The organism is Bradyrhizobium sp. USDA 327 (assembly GCF_041262065.1).
In the GTDB taxonomy this organism is placed as follows: domain Bacteria; phylum Pseudomonadota; class Alphaproteobacteria; order Rhizobiales; family Xanthobacteraceae; genus Bradyrhizobium; species Bradyrhizobium liaoningense.
On record NZ_JBGCCW010000001.1, the window covers coordinates 4,474,666 to 4,487,765 of the forward strand.

The 13,100-nt window shown below is 62.7% G+C and carries 12 protein-coding genes and 1 pseudogene; 5 read left to right on the top strand and 8 right to left on the bottom strand.

Going from position 1 to position 13,100, the window contains the following annotated elements:
* Nucleotides 1–88: 88 nt before the first annotated feature.
* The gene (locus ABIA42_RS20990) at nt 89–1,243 is read left to right on the top strand and encodes a hypothetical protein (protein WP_370121647.1); all 1,155 of its coding nucleotides are present in this window, start codon (nt 89–91) and stop codon (nt 1,241–1,243) included.
* Between the two features lie 17 nt (nt 1,244–1,260).
* On the opposite strand, the gene ABIA42_RS20995 is transcribed toward ABIA42_RS20990, so the two are convergent.
* Nucleotides 1,261–2,055, bottom strand: a complete 795-nt coding sequence (locus tag ABIA42_RS20995; RefSeq protein WP_370121644.1) for an FkbM family methyltransferase — start codon at nt 2,053–2,055, stop codon at nt 1,261–1,263.
* Nucleotides 2,056–2,220: 165 nt separating this feature from the next.
* Here ABIA42_RS20995 and ABIA42_RS21000 point away from each other — a divergent pair, with 165 nt between their 5' ends.
* The gene (locus ABIA42_RS21000; protein WP_370121641.1) at nt 2,221–3,180 is read left to right on the top strand and encodes an NAD-dependent epimerase/dehydratase family protein; all 960 of its coding nucleotides are present in this window, start codon (nt 2,221–2,223) and stop codon (nt 3,178–3,180) included.
* Here ABIA42_RS21000 and ABIA42_RS21005 read toward each other — a convergent pair.
* From ABIA42_RS21005 to ABIA42_RS21030, 6 genes are all read right to left on the bottom strand, one after another.
* Nucleotides 3,177–4,691 carry a hypothetical protein gene (locus ABIA42_RS21005; RefSeq protein ID WP_370121638.1) on the bottom strand — a complete coding sequence of 505 codons (1,515 nt, stop codon included), beginning with the start codon at nt 4,689–4,691 and terminating at the stop codon, nt 3,177–3,179. The two genes, ABIA42_RS21000 and ABIA42_RS21005, sit on opposite strands and share 4 nt — an antisense overlap.
* A gap of 37 nt (nt 4,692–4,728) precedes the next feature.
* Entirely contained in the window at nt 4,729–6,081 is a 1,353-nt protein-coding gene (locus tag ABIA42_RS21010) for a lipopolysaccharide biosynthesis protein (protein WP_370121635.1), read from the bottom strand.
* A gap of 61 nt (nt 6,082–6,142) precedes the next feature.
* Nucleotides 6,143–7,531: a hypothetical protein gene (locus ABIA42_RS21015; protein WP_370121632.1), complete on the bottom strand. Its 1,389-nt coding sequence runs from the start codon at nt 7,529–7,531 to the stop codon at nt 6,143–6,145.
* Entirely contained in the window at nt 7,531–8,757 is a 1,227-nt protein-coding gene (locus ABIA42_RS21020) for a LegC family aminotransferase (RefSeq protein ID WP_370121629.1), read from the bottom strand. Before ABIA42_RS21020 ends, ABIA42_RS21015 begins: the two co-directional genes overlap by 1 nt.
* Nucleotides 8,758–8,768: 11 nt before the next feature.
* Nucleotides 8,769–9,767, bottom strand: coding sequence for an NAD-dependent 4,6-dehydratase LegB (locus tag ABIA42_RS21025; protein WP_370121627.1), 999 nt, complete (start codon nt 9,765–9,767; stop codon nt 8,769–8,771).
* Between the two features lie 225 nt (nt 9,768–9,992).
* Complete coding sequence (locus tag ABIA42_RS21030) at nt 9,993–10,208, bottom strand: hypothetical protein (protein WP_370121624.1); 216 nt, start codon at nt 10,206–10,208, stop codon at nt 9,993–9,995.
* A 457-nt stretch (nt 10,209–10,665) separates the two neighbouring features.
* On the opposite strand from ABIA42_RS21030, the pseudogene ABIA42_RS21035 reads away from it, so the two are divergent.
* From ABIA42_RS21035 to ABIA42_RS21045, 3 genes and pseudogenes are all read left to right on the top strand, one after another.
* A pseudogene (locus ABIA42_RS21035) lies at nt 10,666–11,780 on the top strand (DegT/DnrJ/EryC1/StrS family aminotransferase).
* Entirely contained in the window at nt 11,777–12,544 is a 768-nt protein-coding gene (locus tag ABIA42_RS21040; protein ID WP_370121621.1) for a class I SAM-dependent methyltransferase, read from the top strand. The pseudogene ABIA42_RS21035 and the gene ABIA42_RS21040 overlap by 4 nt, the downstream one beginning before the upstream one ends.
* Nucleotides 12,541–12,915, top strand: coding sequence for a hypothetical protein (locus ABIA42_RS21045; RefSeq protein WP_370121618.1), 375 nt, complete (start codon nt 12,541–12,543; stop codon nt 12,913–12,915). Before ABIA42_RS21040 ends, ABIA42_RS21045 begins: the two co-directional genes overlap by 4 nt.
* Here the strand turns inward: ABIA42_RS21045 and ABIA42_RS21050 are convergent.
* Nucleotides 12,896–13,063: a hypothetical protein gene (locus tag ABIA42_RS21050; protein WP_370121615.1), complete on the bottom strand. Its 168-nt coding sequence runs from the start codon at nt 13,061–13,063 to the stop codon at nt 12,896–12,898. The genes ABIA42_RS21045 and ABIA42_RS21050 overlap by 20 nt on opposite strands.
* Nucleotides 13,064–13,100: the final 37 nt, after the last annotated feature.

Sequence of the window (13,100 nt, forward strand, 5' to 3'; positions counted from 1 at the left end):
ACTGGCCAGTGTTGCTTGTGTAGCACCCCAGGCTATATAAATCGGGGCGAGCTTGAGACGAACCGCGCTCGTTCCGGGAGAACGCGACATGACGACGATCGATTCCCTTTCCAACGTGACGCCGGTGGCAGGCGCCGTCGAGATCGGCGAACTTCCGATTCCGCCCTATCGCGGCACCGCGCTTCCCGCGATCGACTACGACGCGCATCCAGCCTATGGCGGCATGTTGCCGAAGCCGGCATTGCGCGAGCGTCTCTACGCGCTGAACGTGTTCCTGCGCACCTTCGCCTTCGTCACCATCCGCCGCATCGTCGACTACGACAACATGCCGCTTTTGACCAAGGAAGTGGGCTTCAGCGGCCTCAATGCAAAGATGGCGCTGCGCTACATCTCGATGTATGCGCGCATCCGCGCGAGCCGCGCGATCGGCACGCTGACCGGCACGCGCCGTCCGGCGAAGCCGGCGAACTCGGCGCTGCTCAACAAGATCAAATCCGACGGCATCGTCTGTCTGACGCTCACGCCGGACGAGATCGAGCAGATCCGCAGCGTGACCAATCCGTGCTTCGCCAAGCTCGACGAGCGCCGCGCCAACATTTCGCCGGAGAAGCGCAAGTTCGATGACAACGTCTACTGGTGCACGCGCTCGGCCGATCCGCAGGCGTTCGCAACCGTCGAGACCATCTTCAATCGCTACGGCATCATGGAAGCGGCGAGCGCCTATCTCGGCCGTCCGGCCGGCGTGAAGCACGTCAACGCGCAGATCAACGACCAGGATCTCGCATTCTGGAAACGCGTCTTCCCGGACACGCAGCTTGCCGATCCCTGGGGCAGCTATCTGCACATCGACGCCACCTACGGCATGCTGAAATGCGCGATCTACGTCCATGACATCGGCCCCGACGGCGGCCCCTTCTGCTACATCCGCGGCAGCCAGAATGCGAAGATTGGCTGGTTCGAAGGCATGATCCGCCGCACCAACGATTTCTCCGGCTTTTCCGGACGCCGGCCCGACGCGCGCAGGAAATTCATGGCCCTGCCGGCATTCCTTCGCAAGAAGGCCGACTTTGGCGGCGACGTTCCCGACAATCATCCCGATATCGCGCGCCTGCGAGAGGGGCACTTCGCGGCGACTTCGAACTATGGAAATTGCGTGCTATTCGATGGCAATGGCATGCATCGCGGAGGCATGGTTAACAAGGGCGAGCGCCGCTGCCTGTTCATCTTGCTCGCGGAACTCTGACGCGGGCCGTGCCGAGACTAGGCGCCGTGCAACTTGCTTGGACGCTTGAGGTACTCGGCGAGTTGCCCGGGGCTGAAGTAGGCTGCCTGGCCACGCAGCGGGCTCTCCTTGCGGACAAAGGCGAGGTCGATCTGCGCCAGCGCGCCGTCTAGCGAGCGCATATGTCCCTCGAGCACATCGTAGACCGCAAATCCAGCCTCGTCGCAGAACCGCACGATGTCCGCGAATTGCGGGATGCCGTGTCGCATCGGCATCGTTGTGGTCTCGAGGATCATGACATCAATTTCATTGATCCGCATACCCAACCCCCTCAGCACTTCAATCTCTGCGCCCTGGGTGTCCACCTTCAGCAACACTGGATGCTCCAGTTGCGACGGCAATAGAGAGTCCAGCCGTCGCATCGGCGTCTTTCTCGCCTCACCGTCGAGCACCTTCCCTTCCACTTGCTCGAACATGCTCGAGCCAGAAATATCGTCATGCACGTTGAACGTGATCTCGCCGTTCTCTGCCCCGGCGGCGACGAGGAAGTACTCGGCGTCCAACCTCTGCTTTAGTTGCTCCAGGATAGGACGGCATTCGCTCACCGGCTCGATCAGGAAATATTTGGCGCGCGGAAATGCGTCATAGATGGGCGATGTTCCGAAAGCAATACCGACGTCGACCACCGTCTTCATGTCGAAGCCCAACGACCTCAGATGCTTGAAGAATAACCTGAAATCCCTGACAGGCGCGTTGGTGCGCATCAGGCGCAGACCAATCGGCTCCAGGGCGCGGTTCACGGCCTGAAATGCGGCTGAAACGAATGCTTTCATGGGGTGAACGCCGGTTGGGTGGAAGCTGAGGTGAAGGATACCAATCGCAAAATGTCTCTACGCACGAGGGATTGGCTGCAGTTTGCAATCAATTAGTCGATTTGGTAGATCAGCCCGGCAAGCCGGTCAAGCGACCATCCAGCGGTCAAAAGCTTCGATTTCAGTATGAAAGTTCTCGTCACAGGAAGCTCCGGCTTCATCGGGCAGGCGTTGACGTGGCGGCTCCGCGCCGAGCGCTGCGCGGTCGTGGGACTCGACAAGGTTCCAGCTGATGCGACCGACATCCTATGCGACGTCCTCGACGCCGATCGCCTGAAGGCAACCGTGATGGACGTCGCACCGGATGCGGTGGTTCACCTTGCCGCGCGTATCGATCTCGACGAGAAGACGCATCTTTCGGGCTACTCCGCCAATATCGAGGGCGTCGAGAACCTAGTCGAGGCCGTACGCCAGACACCTTCTGTCCGACGGGCAATCTGGACCTCTTCGCAGCTCGTCTGCCGTGTCGGCTATGTCCCGAAGAGCGACACCGACTACAAGCCAGACACGCTATACGGAAAGAGTAAGGTGCGCACCGAAGAGATCGTCCGCAGCGCTGACGGCGCCGGGCGGGAATGGTGTCTGGCGCGTCCCACCACCGTCTGGGGCCCCGGCATGAGCGCCCATTACCAGCGCTTTCTGCGCATGATTGAGCGCGGCCATTACTTCCACGTCGGACATCGCCCGCTCTGGAAGTCGTACAGCTATATCGAGAATATCGCCTTCCAGTATTGGCGCCTGCTGAACGTGCCGTCGGAGCAGATCCATCGCAGGATGTTCTATCTCGCCGACTACACACCCATCGATCTCATCGCGTGGTGCGATGCGTTCCAGCGTGCATTCGGCTCGCGTCCGATTCCGCATCTGCCAATCAGCATTGCACGCGCGCTGGCTGCCTGCGGCGATGCCGTGAACTTGATCGGACTGAAGAAATTTCCCTTCAATTCGTTCCGTCTCAACAACGTGCTCACGCAATATCAATTCGATCTCGCGCCAACTGCAGCGGTCTGTGGCCCCGCGCCATACACCATGGAGCAGGGGGTTGCGGAAACGGTTCAGTGGCTGCGTCGACGGCAGACAGACTAAGCGCCTGTCACGTTGCCGGCACGTCCAGCGACCGAGAGTCGGAAGATTGATGACGAACTGCTCAGGTCGACAGCGATGCCGGTGATGATTATCGACAGCAGAACCAGAGTCGAGTTCGCAATCCCTAGGGGCCCTTGGATTGGGCTCAGTAGGATTGTCGCGAGCGTGAAAGAAAGCACGAGGCAGGGCGTGATCCGATCGGTGCGCCTGGCACCATACGCGCTCCAACCCGCCGCAAATCCCCAAAGCAAGATATAGAACACAGCTCCAAGGGCGCCAAAATCGATGTACGCCGCAGCCCAAACCGACGGAAAGAAGCCGTAGACCTCCGCGGCATTCAACTGTGTCTTCATAGAAGCGAGGAGTTGATTCTGCGGAAGAAAGACACGCAGGATTGGTGACAACACGCCGATTTCATACACCCCGTAAAGAGGCGATAAGTCCGATCGAGCCTGCCACACGAGGTCGAGAATGCGAACCCCATGCGTCAGGTAAAACCAGGAGCTGAGTATGCCCAATGCTGCCCGCTCCGAAATATAGCCGGCCTGAATCGCGGATATCACATACTGCCGCGGCCTGACGTGCCATGATTCTTCCATGATCATCAGGATAGACGAGGAGAGAATCTCGGTCGGCTTCGAGGAATTGCTCTCCAGGGAAGCCAGTCTATTCTGGATCTGGGCGCTCAGATCCGCAGCACTTATCGACTCCGCAGATCGACGGATTTGGCTGAGGGTGCCTGGGTCAATTTTGGCGGTGAGCTCCCGTATCAATCCGCCCATTTGGACGCAGAAATTTTGCCGTCGCGCCCAGATCGCATTGGAGTAGAGAGCGAATAGTAAGACGGCGATAACCGTTTTGAGGAGAAGCCGATGCCCTCGAGGGAACAGTGGACGCCCGCTACCGAGACGGACCAGGCCAGCAGCGCAACCGAGCGAGATAAGAAACAAAATCGGCATCCGACCGGAGTAGAGGACCGCATAACCGATGGGCGAGACAATCGACACTTGTCCCAGAATGGCTGGCCACCCCTTTATTTCCTCACCTCGGAGGTGAAAGAGCGTCAGGGACACGAAGCCAAACGAAAACATGAGATATCCGAGATAGAGCAGCGGACCCCGCTTTATCTCAAGCACCTCAACCAAGGCCGGCGCACATCGAAGCAACTCGGAATACCCACTATTGCTGACGCCACTCAGTATTGTGCGATCAACCGCAATGAGCGCGATCCCCGTCACACCGACGACTGCGGTCACAGAGACTGCGATCTCCATCGCCTTGACTTTCGTCGATTTGTTGAACGCAGACCCGAACAATGGCCCGGCTGACCGAAGGCCGAGTCCGTACGCAACATTGAACAAGACGATTCCAACAAGCAGAATCGCCAGCACCGGCTTCGAGGGTTGCAGGGGATACTCGATCGGTCCGACGACGACGCCGATCAAAATCGCACACCAGACCAGGATGAGCAGAAGCGGCGGCGATGATAGAGAACGGAAGATGGCTGACATTGGTCGTTATCGCTGGAACCGGGAATGGATCGACGCTTCAACGCGACGGCAAGCGCCGCCCATTTTCTGAAGGGTAGAGCATGTCCGGATCTGTGGGAAGGCCGACGGAAGCCGGCGCGCCGGATTTCTTGCGCTCGCGCATTCCGTGGATGGCGAAGCCGACCAGCGACAGAAGCAGCGAGGCACTGGCGATGCCACCAGCCAGCGCCGCACCGTAGATGTCGAGCCTGGGAACCAACAGCACGTTGAGCAACGTCGCCACAACAGCCGCGCCCAGATTGCAAATCAAGAGATGATTGTCCGAGCGCGCCGCATAGAGCGCGTAGGAAGGAACATCGGCCAGCATGCGCAGGAAAATTCCCGGCAGCATGACATAGAATACCCCAATCCCCGCGCCATAGACGGATAGCCCGAGCGCAGCCAGCATGGGCGCCATGACGAGGCTCGCGACTATCATTATGCCTGACGCCAGCGCCAGCATAGACCAGAAGAATGAGCGCAGAGCCGCTCGGAAGGCATCCGGGCCGGCAGCATATCCCGCGATCACCTTCGGCAGGAACTGATGCGACACCGAGGCGCCCAGCGACAACAGTCCGATCAGGATCGTCGAATAGAACGTGTAGATACCGAGCGCATCGCGTCCGACGAATGCGTCGATGACGAAGCGGTCGACATAGGAAATGACCAGCGCTCCCGCGGCCGTCAGCATGAAGGGACGCGCGATCCACAGGCCCTCGCGGATGTGCTTGAGATCCGGCCGGTATCCCCTCAGCTCGCGCCAGGGCAGCTCGGAGAGCGAGAACGCGGAGAAGACGATCGACGCCACGCCGCCGAGCGCCCACCAGACCAACACGGTCTCCAGCGTCCGCATCGTCGGCGCCGCGAACATCAGCAGCGCGATCGCGTACACCCAGATACCGCCGCGCAGGAACACGCCGATATAGGCCCGCACCGGCCGCCAGGTGATGATCAGGATCCGCGTCGCCTCCAGCGAAACATGCTCGGTGACGAGGATGACGATGAACCACGGCGCAAGACGCGCCGGAAAGGAGCCGGCGGCGATCGCACCGGCCACGACGATGCCGACAGCCACCAGCGCCGCCGTGCCAAGCACCATCTGGTCCGCAATGATGCGCGCGCGCCGCTCGGGCGTCGCCGGCACCAATTCGCGCAAGGTATAGGAATAGAACTCCAGACCGACCGCGAGCAGCGCCAAGGCCAGCGCCGCGGTCAACAGGCCGTATTGCCCCATCTCGGCCGGCGACAGCATGCGCGCCAGGAGCAGCGACAACAGGAAACGGCTCGCGAGCGTCAGCGCACGCAGGACCAGCGCCGCGACCGTACCGGCGACCGCCGGGCGCGTCACGAGGTCACGCAGACGAGATCGCATCGCGCTGCTCCATCTCCGCCGGCCGTCGACATCGGTTGCAGGCGCGCTCCCCACTGTAACGTCACGCCGCGGTTCTGCAGGACTTGAGGAATTTCGGCAGGTGCGCGTTCAGCGAACGCGCCAGCGGTTCGACCGAGGCCCGCAAGGCCTCGTTCTCGGGATCGAACTTGCGCCAGCCGAAATAGTCGCCCTCGACGCTGATCGACGCCAGGTACCGCATGATCGCGCGGCGGGTCGTGTCGAGGTCGTCGGGGGATTGCCACCGCGCCAGCCGCTCGGCGAGGCCGTCGACCTCATTGGTGTCGCGGACGTGCAGGAAGTGCTGCTGGGTCGCGTAGTACGGCTCGGTCGCGACCGAGCACAGCCCGGCCAGCGCGGCCTGGAAGCCGATGGTGCCCGTGAACGTCACCGACACCGCGCACTTCCCGATCAGCAGATTCGCCGGCACGTCATAGGGCACCAGCACCACGGACGGCAGCTTCGCCAGACGTTCGAACAGCTCGCGCTGGCGAAAACCGAACTGCAGCGGATGATCCTTGACGAAGATGCGGTAGCCGGCGCGGCCGAGTACCTCGCAATAGCGCACCACCACGTCGTCATGCGCGAGCATGCCTTGCGGCCCGAGCCAATAGTCCATCGAGGCCTCAGGGAAGAGCTGAAGCCCGAGGAAAACCCGCCGCTCCCGCGGCACGTCAGCAAGCCGCTTGTCCCAGCCGTGATCAAGCAGGCCGAGCACGGCCACGTCGCGCATGCGCACCTTGTGCTTGAGCCGCTTCAGCGCGTCGAGATAATGGCAGTTGTAGCGGTCGCGCTTGAGGAACCGCCAGACGTTGAAGAAGGCGCCGCGCAGCGCGTAGTAGCCGAAAATCCGCCAGAATTTTGCCAGCGAGAACCGCTTGGCATCGCGGACATAGGCCGGCGCAAAATCTTCCCTGCAGAGCTGGCCGACCGCCGCGTCGATATCCTCCCTTGAGGGCTCGCGCAGCCAGACCGGCTTTCCGCGGCGCATGAGCATCACCTGGTCCGGAATGATCGAGGTCGTCATCTCCAGGAAGTCGATGCCGCGCCGCCGTGCAACGCGCTCCATCACGTCCATGACGTAGCGGTCGATAGTGAAGGTCATGACGAGGGCGGGGCCAAGCTTGTCAAAGGCCTGCTCGATCGCCTGCGTCATGCCGCCGATCATTTTGAGCGCGAGATCGCGATCGACGCTCCTGAGCACGCGGCAGCGCAGGATGATGTCGGCGCATCCGTCCGCGCCGAACCGGTCAAGCGCCGCGGCCGCGGCATCGTCCCGGTCGGCGAAGCGATAGAAATCGTCGACCAGCGAATAGTCGCCGTCGCCCCGCAGGTCACTGAGCACGACCGCGTCGGCGAACTCCATGCGCGAGGCCAGGTATTTCCACCACGCCGTCGTGCTGTGAATGGTGAAGAAGACGATCCGGGGCATCAGGTCTGGTTCGCGCCTTCTTGGGCGGCTCCGGCGAGAAAAGGACTGCTCGGCAGGTTGATGCAGCGCGTGTTCATGTCGTCGGCGACGGCAAGCGCTGCACGCGGGCAGGCGCGGTACATCGGCAGGAGGTGCATCGGCGTCCACAGCGGGCGGGCGCGAATGCCGTGGCCGTGCAGGGCTTCGAGCAGACGGTCACGTTCCGAAGCGTATTCGCGGTCGAGCACCAGCGTGTTGAGCCAGTAGTTGCTCTCAGAACCCTTCGGCTCGCGATAGATGCGTGCCCAGGGAGAATCGCTGAAGGCATCGAGATAGCGCTCGGCGAGCACGCGCTTGGCCGCGACCATTTTGGCCAGCCGCTCCATCTGCGCGCAGCCGAGCGCCGCGTTGATGTTGGGCAGGCGGTAATTGTAGGCGACCTCGTCATGCTCGAACGCCCAGGCATGCGCCTTCTTCGCCGTCGAGGTGAAATGCCGGGCGTGGCGGGCATGCGCCTCGTCGTCGGTCACGATCATGCCGCCGCCACCGGTCGTGACGATCTTGTTGCCGTTGAAGCTGAGAACCGCGGAATGGCCAAAGGTGCCGCAGCCCTTGCCGTTCAGGGTCGAACCGAGCGACTCGGTCGCATCCTCGACGATCACGAGGTCGTAGCGGGCGGCGACTGCGCCGAGCGCGGCCATGTCGACGGGATGCCCGAAGATGTGCACGGGAACGACGGCGCGAAGGCGGCGGCCGGTGTGTTTGTTCACCCAGGCGCCGTTCCGCCGCACCGCGATGGCGTCGAGATGCGCCTCGAGCGCACGTGGGTCGAGCCCCAGCGTGTCCCAGGTCGAATCGACGAAATGCGGCACGGCGCCGGCATGGCTCACAGCGTTGGCGGTGGCGACGAAGGTGATCGAGGGCAGCAGCACCTCGTCGTTCGGCTCGACGCCCTCCAGCACCAGGGCCGCGTGCAGCGCGGCCGTGCCGTTGACGATCGCGACCGCGTGGCGCGAGCCGGTTGCGGCCGCCACCATCTCTTCGAAGCGGGTGACGTATTTGCCGGCCGACGACACCCAATTGGTGTCGATGCAGTCGATCACCAGCTCGCGCTCACGATTCCCGAAACGCGGTTCGTGCAGCTCGACCGGACGCTGTGCCGTCCCAAGCACGGCATCGACGGCGTCGAGCACCGGCTTGAAGTCAAGCACGGCAGGACGGTTCTGGCTCGCTTGCGCGGAGGACATGCTCATCTTGCTCACAGCGTGTAGGCATTGACGCGATAGCGGGCCAGGTTCTCCTTTTTGGTGAACCAGGCGATGGTCTGTTCGAGCCCCTTGCGCAGGCCGTCCACGCCGCCGAAGCGCGGCGACCAGCCGAGCAGCTTTTGCGCCTTTGCGTTGGAAGCCCAGAGCCGCTCGACCTCGCTGCGCTCGGGGCGCACGCGAACGTCGTCATGCTCGATCTCGATTTCCGCTTCCATCAGCTCGGCGATCAGCCGCGCGGTGTCGCCGATCGAGATCTCGAAGGCGCTGCCGATGTTGATGACCTCGCCGACGCCGGCTTTGGAATCGAGCGCCGCCAGGAAGCCGCCGACGGTATCGGCGACATAGTTGAAGTCGCGCGTCGGATGGATGCTGCCGAGCTTGATCTTGCGCGCGCCGGCCGCGATCTGGGTGATGATGGTCGGGATCACCGCGCGGGCCGATTGCCGCGGGCCGTAGGTGTTGAACGGACGCACCACCGTCACCGGCGTGCCGAACGAGCGCTCGAACGACAGCGCGAGCTGGTCGGCGCCGATCTTGGTCGCGGAATAAGGCGACTGGCCCTGCAGCGGGTGCTCCTCGGTGATCGGAACGAATTGCGCGGTGCCGTAGACCTCGCTGGTCGAGGTGTGGATCACCTTCTCGACGCCGAGATCGCGCGCCGCCTGCAGCACGTTGAGCGTGCCGCGGATGTTGGCTTCGACATAGGTGTCGGGCGAATGATAGGAATAGGGAATCGCGATCAGCGCGGCGAGATGCAGGACGGCGTCGCATCCCTTCATCGCGGTGCGCACACCGTTGGGGTCGCACACATTGCCAGCGAAGACGTCGAACTCCTTGCGGATGTCGGGCGGCGAGGAATCGAGCCAGCCGTGCGAGCCCATGCTGTTGTAGTGCACGAAGGCGCGCACCGCGACATTGCGCCGGACCAGCTCTTCCGCAAGGTGCGATCCGATGAAGCCGCCCGCCCCCGTCAAAAGTACTTTTCGCAAAGTTCCAGTTCCCCTCTGGCCGGGCCGCCCGACCCGGCATCCCGGCTTGTGACGGCCGCTTCTAACCACTCCGGCCGCTTGAGGCCAGTTCGAATGAGCCGCCGTCCCCTAACGGATGGGGAACCCTCGCGGGGAAATACAACCGGGATCCGCTACAAGCCATTGAAAAAATAGATGAATCTCCCGCCCGGCCGCCCCGCTATGCAAATTGACGCCCGAGCTAGATCACACTGTCATCCGGATGGGGGGTGTCAGGCCAAGATCGGAAGCGACGGGATGCTGTTTGATGCCCGTAACCGTCCTGTCATCGACGCCGATGATTTGAAGCAAGCCAAAGTATCCCCGGTCGATCAGAACCATGAGACAAAATAGGAGGAGCGCGCCAATTCCAAACGAACCGAAGCCAGCCTTCAAACACGCGGCCCATTTGGCTACGTCCATATCGGGCTCGCTATCTCGGTTTGTTTCCATCGTGATCCCCTGCCGGCAATTAGACTCACGAACTCCATTCATGCAAGCAGCAGACAGGTCGTTAAGGTACTTTCATCGCAATATGCGACGCGTCGGCATGACATTTGGGCGATGATGCGTTTTGGAGCGGATTTGCCAGACGTATCAAGGAGTTCGTAAAATCCGCCGCGCACCGCGCCGCATTTCGTCGGCTACTGTGCATGGGGTTGTTTCGATGCTTTGTTGTCCGGACGTCAGGCCGCCGGCCGAACCCGATCTCAAATGCGCTAGTTCGGCACCGCCGCCAGCACACGTGCGCGCACGGCTTCCACGTGATCGAGCCGCTCGAGATGTTCGAGATCAAGCAAGGCCCCTATGCCGGCGAAAACGACAAGACACGTTTTGCCGAGGCGTCGGCGTCCGAGATACGGGTCAAAGGTCCGGCGCTGTGACCCCAGCATTCGTTCCCGTCAACACGCCGCTCCTCGATGGCAACGAGGCAGAATACCTCGCTGAGTGCATCCGCACCGGGTGGATCTCGTCGGAAGGCCCCTTCATCAAGCGCTTCGAGCAGGCAATGGCGAGCGCCGCAGGACGGCGGCACGGCGTTGCCATCACCAACGGCTCCGTCGCGCTCGACATCGCCGCCCACGCATTGGGGCTCACGCCAAGCGACGAAGTCATCATCCCGACCTTCACGATCATCAGTTGCGCATCCGCCGTGGTGCGGGCCGGCCTCGTCCCGGCGCGGTCGATTGCGATCCCGCAACCTGGAACATGACCATCGACGGCGTGGAGGCGGCGATCACGCCGCGCACGCGCGCGATCATGCTGGTCCATATCTACGGCCTGCCGGTCGATCTCGAGCCGATTCTCGAGCTTGCCCGCAAGCGCGGCCTGAAGGTGATCGAAGACGCCGCCGAAATGCACGGCCAGACCTATCGCGGCGCGCCCTGCGGCAGCTTCGGCGACGTCTCGACCTTCAGCTTCTATCCCAACAAGCACGTCACGACCGGCGAAGGCGGCATGATCCTCACCGACGACGATGCGCTTGCCGACCGCCTCTCCAGCCTGCGCAATCTCTGTTTTCAGCCGCAGCAGCGCTTCATCCATGAAGAGCTCGGCTGGAACGCGCGCATGACCAACCTTCAGGCCGCGCTCGGCGTTGCCCAGGTCGAGCGCCTACCGCAGACCGTCGAGATCAAGCGCCGCATCGGCCGGCTCTACGACGGCCAACTCGAGAATTTCGGGCGCATCCGCCGCCCCGTTCCCCGCACCAACTACGCCGACAACATCTACTGGGTCTACGGCGTCGTCCTGGACGACGCCGTCCCCTTCGACGCCAAGGAGGCGATGCGGCGCCTCGCGGAAAAAGGCATCGGCACGCGGCCGTTCTTCTGGTGCATGCACGAGCAGCCGGTGCTGCGCCGCATGGGCTTCATGCTGAACGAGCAGCATCCGAATGCGGAGCGCATCGCCCGCCGCGGCTTCTATCTGCCGAGCGGACTTGCGCTCTCCGACGACGAGATCGCGCGGTCCGCACAGAAGGAGATTTTGGCGTGAGCGTGTTTGCGGACTACGCGCCCTGGTACGACCTCTTGTACCGGGACAAGGACTACGCCGCGGAGGCCGACTTCGTCGCAGCGCGGCTGCGCGACCACGGCATCGCGTCGGGCAAGCTGTTGGATCTCGGCTGCGGCACGGGCCTGCATGCGATCGAATTCGCGCGCCGCGGCTGGGACGTCGCCGGCGTCGATCTCAGCGCCGACATGATTGCCAGGGCGAAGGCGCGCGCCGCGCAAGCGGGACTCGAGATTCCCTTCCGGCAGGGGGACGCCTGCGAGACCGGCGCGGAGCGCGACTGCGACGCGGTGGTGTCGCTGTTTCGCTTCGCGAGCTATCAGAACGACCGCGACCGGATGGAGGCTCTCTTCCGCACCGCTTACGCGGCGTTGAAGCCCGGCGGCGTGTTCTTCTTCGACTATTGGTATGGCGGTGCCATTCTGGCCCAGGGCGTCGAGACGCGCGTCAAGATCATCGAGCAGGCACCGCTGCGCCTGACCCGGATCGCGCAATCGGAGCATGATGAGCCGAAGGCATTGGTGCTCGTGAACTATACCCTGTTCTGCGAAGACACGGATCGCTCGACGATCCGGCGCGTCGACGAGACCCACCGTATGCGCTACTGGTTCCCGTTCGAGGTCGAGGCCTCGCTCAGACTGTGCGGGTTCGAGCCCGCCGGCAGCCATGCCTGGCTGTCCGACGCCGCCCCCAACGTGAAGGACTGGGCCGCCTATTCCATCGCGAGAAAGGCCGCGCAGCCGTGAAACGCTATCACGTCGGCATCTTCCTCGAGCTGCCGCTCGACGGCGGCGGCGGCTTCCAGCAGTCGCTCACCGACATCATGTGGATGCGCGACTGGGCGAAGACCGCCGATATCGACGTCACCGTGTTCACGACGCTGTCCGACAACGTCGCGATCCTTGCCGATCTCGGCATCAGCAGCGTGTATCTGAAGCTGAGTTGGCTCGACCGCCTGTTCCTGTTTCTCAAATATTCGGGACCGTTCGACCTCTTGCAGTATGCCGTGCGCGTTTGCGCGCCGTTCGAGAAGAAGCTGATCAAGGCCGGCGTCGACATCGTCTATTTCACACCACGTCGAACTGGAATCTGGTGCTCTACAAGCTGCCGTTCATGATCACCATCTTCGACCGCTGCTTCCGCGACAGCCCCGAATTCGACGAGGTGCGCGAATTCACCCAATTCGAGCGGCGCGACATCGTGTGGCGCAGCGCCGTCACCAAGGCCGCGGTGGTCATCACCAACGCCGACGAACTGATCGACATGCTGTGCCGGCGCTACGCCATGGAGCGCGACCACGCC